The following is a 16,716-nucleotide window of genomic DNA, read 5'->3' on the forward strand; positions in this document are numbered from 1 at the left end:
CTGAATTTATTATTCAAAAACAATCCCACTAATTTTAGTTTGAATATCGACAGCACTTATACTTCCTTGCCTTAAAATTTTGGCCTTAGAACCAGATAAGTCAATAATCGTTGAATCTTGTCCTGTTAGAGACTGATCATCTTCATAGCCTTCTACTTGATTATGAAAGGCTTTTATAATCTCAGCATATTGACAGCCACTTTGGCTACCTGATAAATTGGCGGAAGGACCAATTAAGGGCCCTGCTATTCTTATTAACTGCGCTGTTACAGGATGCTTAGGTAGGCGAAAGCCGACAGTGTCTTTACCAGAATTAATCCAAAAAGGAACTCGATCATTGGCTTTCAAAATAATGGTTAATGGACCAGGTAAAAAAGCGTCATATAGTTCTTTTAAATAAGTTGGCTGGTCCTTCGAATAATCTAAAATGGTTTGATAATCCGCCACATTCAAGTTCATAGCTTTTTCTCTCGGCCGTTGCTTGAGAGCATAAACCATATTTACAGCTTGCTCATCCATAGCTTTGGCAAATAGACCGTAAACTGTTTCAGTTGGTAAAACTAAGGCTCCTCCATTTTCAATAATTGATTTTAGTTTATCCATTATCAATAATTACCATACGATCCTTTCCATAATAATCTTGTTTTAGGCGAAACCTTTTTTCTGGGAAAGTGGATTTGACTAATTCACGAAGCGCTTGCCCCTGCTTATAACCAATTTCAAAGTAGATTTTCCCTTGCGGTGATAAGTAATGTTCTGCTTGTTCTAAAATAGAGCGATAAATAGCAAGTCCTTCCTCCTCTGCAAAAAGGGCTAAGTGGGGCTCGGAAACTAAAACATTACGTCCTACTTCTTTCTTGTCAGAAAAAGCAATGTAAGGGGGATTAGATACGATGATATCAAACTTTCCTGAAAGGGAATTAAAAAGATCCGACTGTCTAAAAGTAATTTCTGTTTCCAGATCCCAAGCATTCGATTGAGCAACCTGAATGGCTTCTTGAGAGATATCAGAAGCTACAACTTCCCAGGTTGGTCTCTCTTTTTTGAGGCTGATAGCAATAGCGCCACTACCAGTCCCTATATCTAAGAGTTGAAGGTTTTCTCCCTCATTCTCCGCGAGAATCAATGAGATAAGCTCCTCTGTCTCAGGACGTGGAATTAAAACTGACTCATTAACAGTCAGAATTAAATCTCGAAAGTAGGCTTTGCCAGTAATATATTGAGGAGAACGGCCTCTATATAATTGCTCAAAAATAGATTTTAGAAGAACATGGTCTTCTGCGCTTACTTGCTGATTTTGATGTAGTAAAAAGTCCAAAAGAGACCATTCTTTCACTTCTCTGAAAACATAAGATAAGTTTTCAGGATCATCGCCAATTTGGATTAGTGCTTGCTCATATTCTGCTATTTGACTGGCATAATTCATTATTTGTTTAAAGATTCCAATTTCTGAGTTTGATCATACATAATCAAAGCATCAATAACTTCATCCATTTTACCAGAAAGAATAGTATCTAATTTTTGGAGTGTTAATCCGATGCGATGGTCTGTCACTCGATTTTGTGGGAAGTTATAAGTTCTGATACGTTCAGATCGATCTCCTGTCCCGATTGTCGATTTGCGTTCGGCATCTTGTTCATCTTGGGCGATTTGCGCAAAATGGTCGGCTACTCGAGCTCGGATAATCTTCATAGCTTTATCCCGATTTTTTTGTTGGGTTCGCTCTTCTTGCATCTCAACTTTAATATTAGTCGGAAGATGAACAATGCGGACAGCTGTAGCTACTTTGTTGACATTCTGTCCACCGGCACCTGATGCATGGTAGATGTCAACCCGTAAATCCTTAGGATCAATTTCGTATTCTACGTCTTCAATCTCAGGCATAACAAGGACAGTGGCTGTTGATGTATGAACACGCCCCTGACTCTCTGTAACTGGGACACGTTGGACACGGTGAGCCCCTGATTCATATTTTAATTTAGAATAAACCGATTGACCTGAAACCATGGCCACAACCTCTTTGATACCCCCTACACCATTGTAGGAAGCTTCCATAACTTCAAATCGCCAACCTTGGCTCTCAGCAAACTTTTGGTACATAACCAATAAGTCTCCTGCAAAAAGGGCCGCTTCGTCACCACCTGCTGCTCCTCGGATTTCTAAGATAATATTTTTATCATCATTTGGATCTTTGGGCAAGAGGAGAATCTTCAACTTTTCCTCGTAGTCCTCTTTAGCCGATTTTGATTCTTTTAGCTCTTCTTTAGCCATTTCTTCAATCTCAGCATCCCCGCCAGACTCTTTAATCATCTCTTCTGCGTCAGCAATTGACTGAATAATTTCCTTATATTGGCGATAAGTAGTTACGGTATCTCGAGTGCTGGCCTCTTCTTTAGATAATTGCATAAAGCGTTTAGTGTCTGAGACAACTTCTGGGTCACTTAGGAGTTCACCTAATTCCTCGTAACGATCTTCTAGAGATTGCAACTGATCATAAATATTCATTTTAGTTTTTCTCCTTTAGTTGTTATCTAGTGGCGGGTGAAAGTAATGCTTGCGACAAACGGGAATATAACTTTCATTGCCTCCAATTTGAATCTGTTCACCTTCATAGACAGGTTTTCCATCTTTCATTCGTAATTGCATGATAGCCTTTTTACTACAATATTGACAAATTGTCTTAATTTCATCAATTTTATCGGCTAGGAGTAAAAGATGTTTTGACCCTTCAAAGAGTTGATTCTGAAAATCATTTTTTAATCCAAATGCCATAACAGGAACATGGAGCTCATCGACAACCCTGGCTAAATCATAAACGTTAGCCTTGCTTAAAAACTGACATTCATCAATCAAGACACAATAAGGTTTTGTATCCAAATTATCTATATAAGCAAAAATATCCATATCATCAGAAATGGGTACTGCTTCTCTTTTCATGCCAATGCGACTTGAAACTAAACCAAAACCATCACGAGTATCCAAAGCACTCGTCATGATGACAACGGGCTTATTCTGTTCTTCATAGTTGTGTGCTACTTTTAAAATTTCAATGGATTTTCCAGAATTCATCGTCCCATATTTATAGTATAATTGAGCCAAACTGGGGGTCCCTACCTTCTTTATTTATCTAAACCATTCTACCACAAATGAAGCTATTTGGCGATTGCAATTAACCCTAAATGTCATTTCACTTAGTACTCTTCTTTAGGTTAAAGACTACTGTACTTGTCTAACTTTCCTATGCAATTTTGATAGAAAATGTTAAAATAAAGGAAAATGTTAGGAGAACAGATAATGCCATTTGTTAAAATCGATTTATTTGAAGGTCGTAGTCAAGAACAAAAAAATGAGCTAGCTCGTGAAGTCACTGAAGTCGTCGCACGCATCGCTCAAGCACCTAAAGAAAATATCCACGTTTTTATAAATGACTTACCAGAAGGAACTTATTTTCCCCAAGGTGAAATGAAACGAAAATCATAAGTTATTTAGGATCAAATCTGATTTGATCCTCTTTTTATAGTACTACAAAAGGAGATGAATATGCTAGTTACTAAGCGAGTTCACATGATGGGAACTGTTATTGATATCCAAATTGAATCGCAAAAAGGGCCAGAACAGCTGAAAACAGTGTGTAATTTACTTGAAATCTATAAAAATCGCTTTAGTGCAAACGATAGTGACTCTGAACTAATGGCTATTAATCAGGCTTCAGGCCAACGAGCTGTGAAGGTCCATCCAGATTTATTAGAATTGATTAGCATCGGCAAGTCACAAAGTCTAGCTACTCCTAGCAATTTGAATATTGCCATCGGCCCTCTTGTTCAAAGTTGGCGAATTGGTTTCTCAGATGCAAAAGTACCTTCTGAAAGTGTTATTAAAAAAGAATTGGCTCTAACTAATCCACATAACATTTGTATTGATTCGGATAATAAGACAGTTTACTTAGCTGATAAGGGCATGAAAATTGACTTAGGAGCCCTAGCCAAAGGCTATATTGCTGATAAAATAATGACCTATCTCATCAATGATGGTATAAAGTCGGCTCTTCTTAATTTAGGAGGAAATGTCCTTGTACACGGCGCTAATCCTAAAAGAGCTGACGGCCTATTTTATATTGGTATCCAGCACCCTCAAAAGTCACGAGGAGATAATCTTGGAATTGTAAAAATCCATAATCAGTCAGTTGTTACCTCGGGCATTTATGAAAGAAGACTACATGTGGATGGAAAAGACTATCACCACATTTTTGATAAGCATACCGGTTTCCCTATTGCAACTGATATGGCAAGTTTAACAATTATTGCTGACTCTTCATTAGATTGCGAGATTTGGACGACACGCTTATTTGGCCTTAATAGTTTAAAAGTTCTCAATATCATTAATAATCAACCAAATATTGAAGGGATTATTGTCACAAAAGATCAAAGACTGGCTATCTCAACCGGGCTAAAAAAATCATTCACTATTTCATATTAGTAAAAAATTAAGCTATAGCTTAGTTTTAGATTGAAGAAAAAGTCTATTTTGGACAATTTTCTTCAATCTTTTTTTCTTTATCACGAAAAACAAAAACTCTCATAAACATTGGAATGCCAACATTTCTAAGAGTTTAATATTTTGTCATTTTACGCAAGTCTATTCAAACTTTTTATTTTTAGGAGTTTGTCTACGTTCTCAAACCAAGCTATAGCTTAGTTTTTCTTTGCATGTCCGTTAAAAATCAAGTTTAACGTAACTGACGTTACAGTTGCAACGACAATTCCATTGGTCAAAAACATGTTAGCTGTTGTTGGTAGACTTGCAAATAAGTTAGCCCCGTTAAAGCCTACTCCTGCCGATATAGAGAGGGCAGCAATCATAAAATTAGCTTCATTATTTGTAAAATCAACACGGTTTAACATCTGCATTCCTTGTAAGGCTACCATTCCAAAAAGGACTAACATCGCACCACCCAGAACAGGGTTTGGTATCATTTGTGCCATTGCTCCAAGTTTAGGTAATAAACCAATGAAAATAAGGAAAGCTGCAGTGTAATAAATTGGCCGACGTGTTTTGATACCGGATAATCTAACGAGACCGACATTTTGAGAAAAACCAGTATATGGGAAAGTATTAAATAAACCACCTAAAAGAACAGCTAGACCTTCTGAACGGTAACCATTACGAAGACGTTTGCTATCTAATTTCTCGTTAGTAATATCAGATAAGGCCAAGTAAACACCTGTTGATTCCACCATTGATACAATAGCTATAATACACATCATCACTATTGAGGTCAGTTCAAAAGTTGGTGCTCCAAAATAAAATGGTGTGGGTATATGAACCCATGGCGCATTGGCAACTGCTTCTGTATCAACAACTCCCATCATAGCAGCAATAACTGTTCCTGAAATAAGGCCAATTAATATGGCAATAGACTTAATAAAACCACTTGCAAATTTTTGAGTAAGGAGAATAATAACGATTGTGAGAGTTGCTAAAATTAAGCTTTGGAGACTTGGTTTGTCAGCATTATTTCCCATATTGCCTATAGCGACAGGGATTAGTGACAATCCAATAGTCGTAATAACAGAACCTGTTACAATAGCAGGGAAAAAACGGGCTATCCTTGAGAAGGCTCCGGCAATAACAATGACAAAAATTCCAGAAACAATCAAGGCTCCAAACATCGCTCCGGATCCTTGTTTAGCACCAATAATAGATAAAGGGGCGACGGATTGAAAGGCGCATCCCAAAACAACTGGTAAGCCAACGCCAAAGTATTTATTAAGTTGTAATTGTAAGAAAGTGGCCACGCCACACATAAAAATATCAGTTGAAATTAAGTATGTTAACTCTTTTGAGGAATAGCCGATAGCTCCGGCAATCATTATCGGTACTAAAATGGAACCTGCATACATGGACAAAAGGTGTTGTAGTCCAAGAAGAGCTGATTGTGAGTGGGAATGTTGTTTACTTGTCGTCATTAAGCATCAGCCTCCATAAAAATCGGTTGACCATTTTCAAACTTTTGGATTCTTGCCAATGAAGTAACCTCAAGACCGAATTCTTCCAATAATTGCCGTCCAGGTTGAAATGATTTTTCAATGACAATACCGACACCGACTACATCAGCGCCAGCTTGCTTAATGATTTCAATTAGACCTTTAGCAGCCTGTCCATTTGCCAAAAAATCATCAATAATCAAAACCTTGTCCTTTGAGGATAGAAACTTACTTGCAATTGAAACAGTACTAGATACTTGTTTGGTGAAAGAATAAACTTCTGCTGTCAAGATCCCCTCAGTCATGGTAATATTTTTATGTTTCTTAGCAAAAATCATTGGTACTTTTAAAACCTGTGCTGTGTAAAGAGCAGGAGCTATACCAGATGCTTCAATAGTCACCACTTTTGTTATACCAAGTTTTTGATAAGCTTTTGCAAACACTTGCCCTATTTCTTGCATCAGCTCAAAATCAACTTGATGCGTGAGAAACTTATCTACCTTTAAGATGTTTTCTCCTAAAATATTACCATCCTTAAGAATGCGCTCTTCCAATAATTTCATGATTACCCCTTTCAAAAATAAAAAAACTTGCCGCAAAATAAAAGGACACTACCCCTCTTATTTTGCACGGTAAAGATACCAAGCAAGCTTTTTCGCTTACTTATTGTTAGACATTACGGTGTCTTGTAGAAACGCTGTGCCAATTCACAACATAAATAAGTAGATTATTCAATTTTTTATTACATCTAGTTTAACACGATTTTCTAAGATTTCAAGTTCTAATTAAATAGAATCGCCATTCCAGATTGAATTTTTAACAATAACGTAATCCACACGACGAAGACCATCCAAGTCTTTACCTCCGGCATATGAAATTGATGATTGCAAATCCTGTTTCATTTCTCGTAAAGTATCTGCTAAGTGACCTTTAGTTGGTAAAAGAATTTTTTTACCCTCAACGTTTTTATGCTCACCTTTTTGGTATTCAGAAGCAGAGCCATAATATTCTTTAAAACTCTCACCATCAACTTCAACAAGTTTACCAGGACTCTCCAAATGACCTGCAAATAGTGACCCAATCATCACCATACTTGCACCAAAACGAATTGACTTAGCAATGTCCCCGTGAGTTCTAATTCCCCCATCAGCAATAATAGGCTTACGGGCTGCTTTTGCACACCAGCGTAGGGCAGCTAATTGCCAACCACCAGTTCCAAAGCCAGTCTTTACTTTTGTGATGCATACTTTTCCTGGTCCAATACCAACTTTAGTTGCATCTGCACCGGCATTTTCAAGTTCACGAACAGCCTCTGGTGTCCCAACATTACCTGCAATTACAAAAGTTTCTGGTAGTTGAGCTTTGATATGTTTAATCATATTGATAACATTGTCAGCATGTCCGTGTGCAATATCAATGGTAATAAATTCTGGCGCATCTTCTTTTAAGGAAGTAACAAAATCATATTCATAGGCTTTAACCCCAACCGAGATTGAAGCTAGTAGCCCTTGATTATGCATTCGTTTGATAAAGGGTTTACGAGCTTCTTCGTCAAAACGGTGCATAATGTAGAAATAACCAGCTTTAGCTAATTGCTCGGCAATATTTTCATCGATAATGGTTTGCATATTTGCAGGGATAACTGGTAATTTAAAATTATATTTACCGAGTGTGATACTGGTATCTGCTTCCGAGCGACTATTGATAATACATTTATTAGGAATCAGTTGAATATCTTCGTAATCAAAAACAGGCATGTCATTAAACATAAGGCTTCTCCTTTTAAAAGACGGTAATGGGGTTACCCCATATTCTTTATTAAAAATGACCTTCCTATAATCTCTAAATAGAGACATCGCTAGGTAAAAACTTACCTTTCCTTCTAACATTCTAAATCAACGTCTTCTTTTTGTCAAATATTTTAAAAATATAAAAAATAACGTTCGGTTTTTGTCTTGTTTTCTATATCCTCTGACCACTTAATCAATTTTAATACCTTCACAAGTTGAAATGACAGCAATTTAACCTTCATTTGGAAAGTCTAAAAAAATTGATGGCAAAATACTTTTACCATCAATGTCAAAATAAGGTATAACTTTTACTTTTTAATCAATCCTTCTTTAACTAGAAAATCATGAGCGACACGACTTGCTTCTTTTCCTTTAACAGAGACTTGATAGTTCATGTCTTGCATTTGATCTTCACTAATTTTACCTGCCAATTGATTGAGAATCTTTTTCAACTCAGGATGTTTTTGAATTAGGGTCTTTTTCATTAGTGGGGCACCTTGATATGGAGGGAAAAAGTGTTTATCATCTTCTAAAACTTTAAGATGATATTTTTTCAACTCAGCATCTGTTGAATAAGCATCTGTTATTTGGATATCGTTAGCCTTGATTGCTTGATAACGAAGAGCTGGTTCCATTGTGGAAACTGGTAAGGATAGGCCATATTTACTTTGCAGTCCTTTATATCCATCTGCTCTGTCTTTAAATTCCAAGGTAAATCCAGCTTTTAATTGACCCTGATAAGCTTGTAAGTCTGAAATTTTTGTAAGGCCCTTTTCCTTAGCTAATTCTTCTGGCACAGCTACGGCATAAGTGTTCTGATAAGCAAAAGGCTTCAATAAAACCAAATTATCCTGCTTAGCAATGCCATTCTTAGCGTCAAGGTAAACCTTTTTGGGATCGTTAGATAATTCTGTTTTACTTCTTAAAAGACTTGAGGTTATCGTTCCTGTGAATTCGGGATAGATGTCAATATCTCCCGACTTGAGAGCTTGATAAAGAAAGCTTGTCTTACCAAAATTTGACTTAACTTCTACTTTTAAATCTGACTGATCTTCAATTATCTCTTTATAAATATTGATTAGAACTTCCGGCTCTGCTCCTAGTTTTCCAGCAATGACCAGTGTTTCAGATTTTTTTGTAAATTGAGAGACTAACTTGGGACTATAAGATACTAGTAGTCCGAAGACAATTACTGCAAAGGCCAGTAGAATTTTCTTGAGTGAAGCTTTTTCTAAATATTGCAAAATACTATTAAATAAAATAGCTAAGAGAGCAGATGAGATCGCCCCAATTAGAATCAAATCTGTATTATTTCGGTCAATTCCTAAAAGAATAAATGATCCTAAACCACCGGCTCCAATCAAAGAGGCCAAAGTCGCTGTACCAATAATCATTACAGCTGAAGTTCTAACTCCTGACATGATAACTGGCATAGCAATAGGAATTTCGAACTTTTTCAATCTTTCCCATTTGGTCATTCCAAAAGCTGTGCCAGCTTCAACTAAACTAGGTTCGATTCCGTTCAAACCAGTAATCGTATTTTGGATAATGGGAAAAATAGCATATATGACTAAAGCAGAGACTGCTGGAACGGTACCTATCCCCATCAAAGGAATAAAGAGGCCTAAAAGAGCTAATGATGGAATCGTCTGAAAAATACCTGTAATTTGTAAAACAATATCTGACCAACGCTTACTCTTACTTAAAAGACTAGCAAGCGGAATGCCAATTAAAATAGCAATTAAAAGAGCGATTAAAGAAATTTGTAGGTGTTCTGCTAGCGCCTTAGTCCAATCAGGAAAACGTTCTAGGAAGGTTCTTACAATACTAGTCATCTATATCACCTCCAAAAAGACTGGCTACAAAGTCATTAGCTGGATTCTCCACGATAGCTTCAGGCGTGTCAACTTGGATAATCTGCCCTTTATCAAGTATAGCAACACGATCTCCTAATTTAATAGCTTCTTTAATATCGTGTGTTACAAAAACGATAGTCATATCGAATTCACGATGTAAAGCAAGCATCAAATCTTGTAATTGTTTTTTTGAAATAGGATCCAATGCTGAAAAAGGCTCATCCATAAGTAAAATCTTAGGATGTGAAATAAGGGCACGGACAATTCCTACCCGTTGCTGTTCTCCACCAGATAAATCCTTTGGATAACGATACATGTACTCTTCAGCGGGTAAGTTTACTTTATTCAAAAAGTCTTTTGTTCTTTGAATGGTTTCTTCTTTTGTCCATTTTTTCATTTCTGGAATAATGGCAATATTTTCGGCAACTGTTAAGTTAGGGAAAAGAGCAATTTGCTGCAAGACATAACCGATTGAGAGGCGCATTTCACGCAGATCCAATTCAGCTTGCGGTGTCTTATTGAGTAAAATTTCGCCCGAACTCGGTTCTATTAAACAGTTGATCATTTTTAAAAGTGTTGTTTTGCCTGAGCCACTTGATCCCACTAAAACAAAAAATTCACGATCATTAACTTGAAAGCTTTGTTCTTCTAAGACCAAAGTATCCCCAAATTGTTTTGAGACTTTATTAAAACGTATCATATCTTCTCCATTTTTTGTCTTCAAAAATATAGTTCCTTTTTTACAACATTAAAAGTAAACTATCACTATCTCCTAAATCAAAACGCCATTTATCTAGATGAACAATGACAAGAATAACATGGCTGAATAGTAGCATTTCTTCGCAAAAGATAGGCATTCCTTAAATTTTCTCATAACTCACACTAAACAGCTATGTGTTAAAAACTATTTTACCATTTCTCCTTGTCTTCTCCTAATAAAAGAACGTGGTTTTCTTCTTAGTATTTGACCAAGTTATCGAGGCAACAATCTAACATTTTAACTAATATAACTATAAAAACCGAGTTTTGGATCAACATGGTGGTCACTCAAAACTCGGTTATCATTTTTTAGATTAATTCTAATTTTTTAAAGGCTTTGTAGAGCCCATCTTCTTCAACGTCATCTGTCACCATATCTGCCATTGCTAAGATCTCAGGGCCCCCATTCCCCATCGCAACACCAAGATTACAATACTCCAACATAGGAATATCAATCTTAGCATCACCAAAAGCAATTGTATCTTTTTTATCAGCTTTTAGGTGTTCTAATAAAACATCAATCGCATGTGCCTTGGTAATATCCTTGACTCCTAAATCTCCAAATAAGGCTGTTTCACCACGTCCTCCCCAAGTATTAGCTTCTAGGTTAGGAAATTCTAATATTGACTCTAAGTGATCTTGATAGTCTCTTAAAATAAAAGAAACCTTATTTAAGTCATCACGATACAAGGGGGCTCCATATACCAATCCATGTAAGGCATCTTCAGCTTCTAAGTCAACAACTTCTTCAGCGGTTTTGCCTTTTCGCATGGAATAGACTCTCATAACAGGACGCGCCGCTTCACGGAAATTCTCGCTAGCAAAAAGTCCATTATTTGATTCTAAATAAAATTCTAAACCTCGCTCATGTAGCCAGTCAACGATATGTTTAGCTTCACTAGGGGGAATTAGCCTATGCATGATAACTTCATTACAGTGTTCTACATAAGATCCATTACCACCAATCATGCCATCAATTCCCATCTCCCAAATATCTTTTTGTATTTCAGCACGACTGCGACCGGTACAAACATAGATTAAATGTCCGTTTCTTCTAGCTTTTTTAATAGCATTAATGGCAGATTGAGGAAGGTGATTATCGTAATCAACAAGTGTACCATCTACATCTAGAAAAATGATTTTTCGAGTCATTATCTCACCTCTTAGCTATTTATGATACGATTATACTATAGTTATAGTTGGACAAACTAGTTATTTAATCAGTAATTCTAATACTATCCCTTGATATTTTTCATAAGCGCATTAATTGCATTTTAAAGCTATTCTCGTTACTATGGATTTATGAAAAAAACACAAGCTATCCTCGCAGTTTTCTCTGATAAAAACATCTTTCAACAAAAATTCTTTAAAACAATTTCAAACTATTACTCTGAACTTTTCGAAGTTACAGTTGCTCCGTCATCATCTAATTTTGACCTTAAAGAATATGATGGCATCTTCTCTTTTGTGGAGCTTGAAACACACTGCCCCGTTTTCTATTTTTCAGAACAATTAGCATCTAAAGCTTTCTTCATTACAGAAGAGCGTTTAAAAGATGGTCACATAATTCTAGAGCTCAGCTCTGCCTTAAACCAATTCTATCAAAGCATCAGCCACTCATTATGGGATTTATTTCCTTACCAAATTCGGCTATCTGATAATAGTGGCAATTTCACATACCATAACCATCAATTTAATAGTAGCTTTTTTGAAGATGAAGATGAGGGATTGGAGACATGGCTCTATCGCCAATTTAAAAGCAGCCATGTAAATCAAACTAAGCATTTCTTACTACCGACTGCTTCCCTAGATCATATCTATTTTCAATCATATTATAGTCTCACTGACAAAGAAGGTCACTATCTTGGAACAATAGATATCGTACAGGACTTAAAACCTATCTTGGCCCAGTACCTCGAAGAAACTGCACAAGCCATCGTTGGCTGGTCAGATGTGACATCGGGACCTTCAATCTCAGATAACTTTTAACAGTTACAAATTAAGAATAAGACTAATACAGCCATACTGGTAAAAACAGTATGGCTGTAAGTTTTTAATCTCTATAAACAGGTTGTGGCCCATAGGTTTGCGAAACGGGCATGATTTCAATCCGATTAATGTTGATATGGTCTGGTTGAGAAAGAATCCAAGAAACTGTTTTAGCAATATCAACTGGTTGAATAGCATGTGCTCCTTGATATAATGCGTTTACACGTTCTCGGTCACCATTAAACCGGACAGTCGAAAATTCTGTGCCTTCACATAAGCCAGGTTCAATATTAGAAACCCTAATTTTCGTCCCCGCTAAATCAGCACGTAAATTAAGTGAAAATTGTTTAACAAAGGCTTTACTTGCCCCATAAATATTAGCGCCAGGATAAGGGATTGTTCCTGCTGTTGATCCCAGATTAATGATTGTTCCAATATTTCTAGCAACCATTTTGGGCAAAAGCTGATTAGTTAGGTAGGTTAATCCCACAATATTGGTATTAATCATTGTCAGCCAATTGGCAAAGTCAGCTTCTTGCGCCTTGTCCAATCCTAAAGCAAGTCCAGCATTATTAATTAAGACATCAATCACCTGCCAGTCAACTGGTAGGCTTTTTAAGCTAGTATCAATCGAGTTAGTATCTGACACATCCATCTTTAAAGCAAGAAATTTTTCTGCACCCAAATAGGATTCCATCTCACGTAATTTGTCAATACGTCTTGCTGCACCAATTACACGGTAACCATCTGCAATTAATTGATAAACTATCTCCTTACCAAAACCTGCTGAAGCTCCTGTTACTAAAGCTATTTGTTTTGTCATTAGTTAAACCTCCTAAAAACAAAGCAAAACCTTGTTGCCATTAACAAAGTTTTGCGCGCTATAGTTGAGATATTTATTCAGCTTCAAACTTTCCTAAAGCTTGCGCTGCTGTAATAATCCCCAATTTATAAATGTCTTCTGCACTAGATCCACGAGACAAATCGTTTACCGGTTTATTCAAACCTTGAAGGATTGGACCAATGGCATCAAACATACCTAAACGTTGTGCAATTTTATAGCCAATATTACCAGATTGCAAGTCAGGGAAAACAAAAGTATTTGCTTGACCAGCAACATCAGAATCAGGTGCTTTAATTGCTGCCGTTTCAGGAACAAAGGCTGCATCAAATTGTAACTCTCCATCCAAAGCTAGAGAAGGGTTTAAGGATTTTGCAATTCTTGTCGCTTCTGCTACTTTATCAACTTGGGGTGCTTTACCTGAACCCTTCGTTGAGAAACTTAGCATAGCTACTTTGGGTTCAATATCAAAAATTTCAGCTGTTTCAGCAGTATTAACCGCTATTTCAGCTAACTCTTGTGCATTTGGATCAATGTTAATAGCGCAGTCTGCAAAAATATAACGTTCATTTGTATTTTCACGGTTCATTAAGAAAACACCTGATGTCCGTGAAATACCTGGTTTTGTTTTAATGATTTGAAGAGCAGGACGTACGGTATCAGCTGTAGAATGAATAGCACCTGAAACCATACCATCTGCAAGTCCCATTTTCACCAACATTACCCCAAAATAGTTAACATCTTTGAGCATTTTATCAGCATCTTCCATCGTTGCTTTACCCTTGCGGATTTCGACAAATTCTTTTTTCATATCTTCGAAATCAGGGTATTCAACGGGATTAATAATAGCATAATCTTGATCAGCAAAACCTAGTTTTGTGAGTAAGGCCCTAATCTCATCAGCCTCACCAAGAATAATTGGTTCTACCAAGCCCTCAAATTTAAGACGAGCCGCTGCACGCACAACACGTTCATCATTTCCTTCAGGGAAAACAATTTTAACGTGTTTTCCAACAACTTTTTCTCTTAAACTACCAAATAAGCTTCTGATACTCATTTTTTAACTACCTCATCTTTTATTTCTGTAAATCTATGATAACGTTCTCAAAGTCATCTGTCAAATTAATTGTATGTTGGCTTGAATTTTCAGTAAACGGATTATGAAAATTCAAAAAATGGCAATGCAGGGCTTGCCTTGTAATCCCTAAATCAAGTCGGCCACCATATAGGTCATCACCAAGTAAAGGAAAGCCAATATGTGAAAAATGAACCCTAATCTGATGAGTTCTCCCCGTATGGAGCTTAATGTCAACCAAATGAACATTTTCCGCATAGCGACCCACAACTTGGTAAGTCGTTCTAGCATATTTACCCATTGGGTCAACGGTTCGGGTAATAATACTGTCTTTTGAACGGCCAATTGGTGCGATAATCTCCCCTTCATCTGGCAATTGTCCCTCTCCACAAACTAAAGCAAAATAGCGTTTTTCAATCGCTCGAGCTTGAAGTTGTTTATCAAGTCTCGCATGTGCATACCCATGTTTGGCAAAGAGCATGAGCCCGCTTGTATCGCGATCTAAACGAGTTACAATGTGAACTTGCTTATTAGGATAATTCTGATCTACATAATAGCCCTTGATGAAATTAGCAATAGTATTAGAATGAATAGCACTAGGGATGCTAGCATAACCAACTGGTTTATTAATGACTAAAAAATGATCATCTTCATAAACAATATCCAAAGGATGAGAAATTGCCTCTAGCTTCTCAAAAGGCAGCTCATCTGGTATTGTAATACTAACTATGTCACCAATATCCAAGAGATAAATGGCATTACGCTCAATACCATTAACCGCAATACGACCACCCTTATATTTAACTTTTGCCAATAAACCTTTTGAAACATCATGACTTTTGAGTAACGTCTTCACTTTCGTTCTACGATCTGCTATAAAGTTGAATTTCATGATTCTAAATCACCAATAAAGGCATCTTGTACTCGTTCCCAGAAACTGGTATGACTCGGTGTTGACACAAAATGAATTTTTTCACTATCAATATAATATTGAGCCTTAACTACATTTTTCAAATTATAAGTTTTATTATCTACGGATACAGTGTAGATACCTGTTCGTTGTGGAATAATTTCTATTATTTCTTTTTTAGGAATTATTAAAGAGGAGCCAACCGTGCGAAATACAAGATTATTAAGGCTTGATATTTCTGTTAGTTGTAGAGCTTCTATAGTTGGATGAAGAATCGCTCCGCCAAGGGATTTATTATAGGCTGTACTGCCTGTCGGTGTTGAAATAGACATGCCATCACCGCGAAAACTTTCAAACCGAACGTTATTAATATAGACATCTGCAACCATAGTTTTTTCAATACGCTTAATGGTAGCTTCATTCAAAGCTCGTGCCTTTATAACTCGACCGTTTTCCAAAGTCAAAACAATCTTAAGGATAGGGTAAGAAACTTTATCCCCCTTGTCCTCTCTTAAATTTTCAATAAGTTTATCGATTTCGAAATCACGATAATCAGTGTAAAATCCTAAATGACCTGTATGGATACCAACAAAGCGAACAGTATCAAGTTCATTTTCGTACATGTGAAAAGCTGACAACAGCATACCATCACCGCCGATTGAAATGACCACATCAGGTTGTTTCTTGGTCAAGTAAAAGTTAGGGTCATCTTTAAAGATAGCAAAAAGTTTTGAAGCGACACGTTTACTCTGGTATTTTCCATTAGCTATTATAGCAACTCGTATCACATTATCTGTATAATTCATCTGTGTCATCACTGTTTCCTACACCATCACTTAAATTGCGACTTCCCGGATCAAAGAGCAACTGGGCTTCTCTAATATCGTCTCGAATCTTCCGCATCTCTTCATCTAATTCAAGAGCAATCTTAGCAGTTCGTGAAAGTCGTTTCTTAATTTTTTCTGGGAATTCTCCCTTATACTTGTAATTGAGAGAATGCTCAATGGTTGCCCAAAAATTCATTCCCAATGTTCTAATTTGGATTTCGGCTAAAACTTTCTTTTGTCCATCAATGGTGTCAACTGGATATTCAACAACAACATGGTAAGAACGATATCCACTTCTTTTCATATTACGGATGTAATCACGTTCATAAACGATAGTCATATCTTGTCTTTGCCTTAAAAGGTTCAAAACTTCATCGATATCATCGACAAATTGAACCATTATCCGCAATCCGGCGATATCTTGAATATCTTGAGCGATATTTTCTTCAAGTACACCTCTGAGAGCCATTTTTTGTTTAATGCTTTCAACGGATTTAACGCGACCAGTTACAAATTCAATCGGAGAATAGCGGTTTTGCTTTCGAAACTGCTTACGAATACCTCGTAATTTGATTTTAAGTTCCCCTACTGCCTGAATATAGGGATCAAGGAAATCTTCCCAGTCAACTGCCACAGCCTACTCCTTTCTTGTCAAAGTAGATACTTTGATATAAAATTGAAATAA

General features: G+C 36.7%; 18 protein-coding genes and 1 riboswitch. Of the genes, 3 read left to right on the plus strand and 15 right to left on the minus strand.

Going from position 1 to position 16,716, the window contains the following annotated elements; genetic code table 11:
* Window positions 1-9: 9 nt before the first annotated feature.
* From FGK96_RS04720 to FGK96_RS04735, 4 genes are read right to left on the minus strand one after another with little or no spacing between them, the layout of a single operon-like run.
* On the minus strand, window positions 10-603 hold the full coding sequence (locus FGK96_RS04720; protein WP_138081837.1) for an L-threonylcarbamoyladenylate synthase: 594 nt from the start codon (window positions 601-603) through the stop codon (window positions 10-12).
* Entirely contained in the window at window positions 596-1,426 is an 831-nt protein-coding gene (gene prmC / locus FGK96_RS04725) for a peptide chain release factor N(5)-glutamine methyltransferase (protein ID WP_138081839.1), read from the minus strand. Before prmC ends, FGK96_RS04720 begins: the two co-directional genes overlap by 8 nt.
* Complete coding sequence (prfA, locus tag FGK96_RS04730) at window positions 1,426-2,505, minus strand: peptide chain release factor 1 (protein ID WP_138081841.1); 1,080 nt, start codon at window positions 2,503-2,505, stop codon at window positions 1,426-1,428. Before prfA ends, prmC begins: the two co-directional genes overlap by 1 nt.
* Before the next feature lie 15 nt (window positions 2,506-2,520).
* Window positions 2,521-3,099, minus strand: a complete 579-nt coding sequence (locus FGK96_RS04735; protein ID WP_003084689.1) for a thymidine kinase — start codon at window positions 3,097-3,099, stop codon at window positions 2,521-2,523.
* A 195-nt stretch (window positions 3,100-3,294) separates the two neighbouring features.
* Between FGK96_RS04735 and FGK96_RS04740 the strand changes: the two genes are divergently transcribed.
* Window positions 3,295-3,480, plus strand: coding sequence for a 4-oxalocrotonate tautomerase (locus FGK96_RS04740; protein WP_003083140.1), 186 nt, complete (start codon window positions 3,295-3,297; stop codon window positions 3,478-3,480).
* A 60-nt stretch (window positions 3,481-3,540) separates the two neighbouring features.
* Complete coding sequence (locus FGK96_RS04745) at window positions 3,541-4,476, plus strand: FAD:protein FMN transferase (protein ID WP_138081843.1); 936 nt, start codon at window positions 3,541-3,543, stop codon at window positions 4,474-4,476.
* A 215-nt stretch (window positions 4,477-4,691) separates the two neighbouring features.
* Here the strand turns inward: FGK96_RS04745 and FGK96_RS04750 are convergent, their stop codons facing one another.
* The 6 genes from FGK96_RS04750 to FGK96_RS04775 all read right to left on the minus strand — a co-directional run bounded on the left by FGK96_RS04750 (window position 4,692) and on the right by FGK96_RS04775 (window position 11,541).
* The gene (locus tag FGK96_RS04750) at window positions 4,692-5,966 is read right to left on the minus strand and encodes a nucleobase:cation symporter-2 family protein (protein WP_138081845.1); all 1,275 of its coding nucleotides are present in this window, start codon (window positions 5,964-5,966) and stop codon (window positions 4,692-4,694) included.
* Window positions 5,966-6,547, minus strand: a complete 582-nt coding sequence (locus FGK96_RS04755) for a xanthine phosphoribosyltransferase (protein ID WP_138081847.1) — start codon at window positions 6,545-6,547, stop codon at window positions 5,966-5,968. The genes FGK96_RS04750 and FGK96_RS04755 overlap by 1 nt, the downstream gene beginning before the upstream one ends.
* 83 nt (window positions 6,548-6,630) lie before the next feature.
* A riboswitch (purine riboswitch) is annotated at window positions 6,631-6,726 on the minus strand.
* A gap of 43 nt (window positions 6,727-6,769) precedes the next feature.
* Window positions 6,770-7,753, minus strand: a complete 984-nt coding sequence (gene guaC, locus FGK96_RS04760) for a GMP reductase (RefSeq protein ID WP_138081849.1) — start codon at window positions 7,751-7,753, stop codon at window positions 6,770-6,772.
* Window positions 7,754-8,082: 329 nt separating this feature from the next.
* Window positions 8,083-9,609 (minus strand): ABC transporter permease/substrate-binding protein, encoded by a 1,527-nt coding sequence (locus FGK96_RS04765; RefSeq protein WP_138081851.1) that lies wholly within the window; start codon window positions 9,607-9,609, stop codon window positions 8,083-8,085.
* A complete protein-coding gene (locus FGK96_RS04770) occupies window positions 9,602-10,330 on the minus strand; it encodes an ABC transporter ATP-binding protein (RefSeq protein WP_138081853.1) in 729 nt (242 codons plus the stop codon). Before FGK96_RS04770 ends, FGK96_RS04765 begins: the two co-directional genes overlap by 8 nt.
* 368 nt (window positions 10,331-10,698) lie before the next feature.
* The gene (locus FGK96_RS04775) at window positions 10,699-11,541 is read right to left on the minus strand and encodes an HAD family hydrolase (RefSeq protein ID WP_138081855.1); all 843 of its coding nucleotides are present in this window, start codon (window positions 11,539-11,541) and stop codon (window positions 10,699-10,701) included.
* Between the two features lie 150 nt (window positions 11,542-11,691).
* Here FGK96_RS04775 and FGK96_RS04780 point away from each other — a divergent pair, with 150 nt between their 5' ends.
* Window positions 11,692-12,378 carry a hypothetical protein gene (locus tag FGK96_RS04780; protein WP_138081857.1) on the plus strand — a complete coding sequence of 229 codons (687 nt, stop codon included), beginning with the start codon at window positions 11,692-11,694 and terminating at the stop codon, window positions 12,376-12,378.
* 64 nt (window positions 12,379-12,442) lie between these two features.
* Here FGK96_RS04780 and FGK96_RS04785 read toward each other — a convergent pair whose 3' ends face one another.
* The 5 genes from FGK96_RS04785 to FGK96_RS04805 all read right to left on the minus strand — a co-directional run bounded on the left by FGK96_RS04785 (window position 12,443) and on the right by FGK96_RS04805 (window position 16,665).
* A complete protein-coding gene (locus tag FGK96_RS04785; RefSeq protein WP_138081859.1) occupies window positions 12,443-13,201 on the minus strand; it encodes an SDR family NAD(P)-dependent oxidoreductase in 759 nt (252 codons plus the stop codon).
* Between the two features lie 73 nt (window positions 13,202-13,274).
* A complete protein-coding gene (pta, locus tag FGK96_RS04790) occupies window positions 13,275-14,276 on the minus strand; it encodes a phosphate acetyltransferase (protein WP_138081861.1) in 1,002 nt (333 codons plus the stop codon).
* 19 nt (window positions 14,277-14,295) lie between these two features.
* The gene (locus tag FGK96_RS04795) at window positions 14,296-15,186 is read right to left on the minus strand and encodes an RluA family pseudouridine synthase (RefSeq protein WP_138081863.1); all 891 of its coding nucleotides are present in this window, start codon (window positions 15,184-15,186) and stop codon (window positions 14,296-14,298) included.
* Window positions 15,183-16,019, minus strand: a complete 837-nt coding sequence (locus FGK96_RS04800) for an NAD kinase (protein ID WP_138081865.1) — start codon at window positions 16,017-16,019, stop codon at window positions 15,183-15,185. Before FGK96_RS04800 ends, FGK96_RS04795 begins: the two co-directional genes overlap by 4 nt.
* Window positions 15,994-16,665, minus strand: a complete 672-nt coding sequence (locus FGK96_RS04805) for a GTP pyrophosphokinase (RefSeq protein ID WP_138081867.1) — start codon at window positions 16,663-16,665, stop codon at window positions 15,994-15,996. Before FGK96_RS04805 ends, FGK96_RS04800 begins: the two co-directional genes overlap by 26 nt.
* Window positions 16,666-16,716 lie beyond the last annotated feature (51 nt).

It is taken from the genome of Streptococcus porcinus (assembly GCF_901542335.1).
Classification (GTDB): domain Bacteria; phylum Bacillota; class Bacilli; order Lactobacillales; family Streptococcaceae; genus Streptococcus; species Streptococcus porcinus_A.

Coding starts and splice junctions, on each gene's coding strand:
- guaC (WP_138081849.1), bottom strand. CDS start 7,753: ATGTTTAATGACATGCCTGTTTTTGATTACGAAGATATTCAACTGATT.
- FGK96_RS04750 (WP_138081845.1), bottom strand. CDS start 5,966: ATGACGACAAGTAAACAACATTCCCACTCACAATCAGCTCTTCTTGGA.
- prfA (WP_138081841.1), bottom strand. CDS start 2,505: ATGAATATTTATGATCAGTTGCAATCTCTAGAAGATCGTTACGAGGAA.
- FGK96_RS04740 (WP_003083140.1), top strand. CDS start 3,295: ATGCCATTTGTTAAAATCGATTTATTTGAAGGTCGTAGTCAAGAACAA.
- FGK96_RS04775 (WP_138081855.1), bottom strand. CDS start 11,541: ATGACTCGAAAAATCATTTTTCTAGATGTAGATGGTACACTTGTTGAT.
- FGK96_RS04770 (WP_138081853.1), bottom strand. CDS start 10,330: ATGATACGTTTTAATAAAGTCTCAAAACAATTTGGGGATACTTTGGTC.
- prmC (WP_138081839.1), bottom strand. CDS start 1,426: ATGAATTATGCCAGTCAAATAGCAGAATATGAGCAAGCACTAATCCAA.
- FGK96_RS04720 (WP_138081837.1), bottom strand. CDS start 603: ATGGATAAACTAAAATCAATTATTGAAAATGGAGGAGCCTTAGTTTTA.
- FGK96_RS04745 (WP_138081843.1), top strand. CDS start 3,541: ATGCTAGTTACTAAGCGAGTTCACATGATGGGAACTGTTATTGATATC.
- FGK96_RS04800 (WP_138081865.1), bottom strand. CDS start 16,019: ATGACACAGATGAATTATACAGATAATGTGATACGAGTTGCTATAATA.
- pta (WP_138081861.1), bottom strand. CDS start 14,276: ATGAGTATCAGAAGCTTATTTGGTAGTTTAAGAGAAAAAGTTGTTGGA.
- FGK96_RS04785 (WP_138081859.1), bottom strand. CDS start 13,201: ATGACAAAACAAATAGCTTTAGTAACAGGAGCTTCAGCAGGTTTTGGT.
- FGK96_RS04780 (WP_138081857.1), top strand. CDS start 11,692: ATGAAAAAAACACAAGCTATCCTCGCAGTTTTCTCTGATAAAAACATC.
- FGK96_RS04795 (WP_138081863.1), bottom strand. CDS start 15,186: ATGAAATTCAACTTTATAGCAGATCGTAGAACGAAAGTGAAGACGTTA.
- FGK96_RS04765 (WP_138081851.1), bottom strand. CDS start 9,609: ATGACTAGTATTGTAAGAACCTTCCTAGAACGTTTTCCTGATTGGACT.
- FGK96_RS04755 (WP_138081847.1), bottom strand. CDS start 6,547: ATGAAATTATTGGAAGAGCGCATTCTTAAGGATGGTAATATTTTAGGA.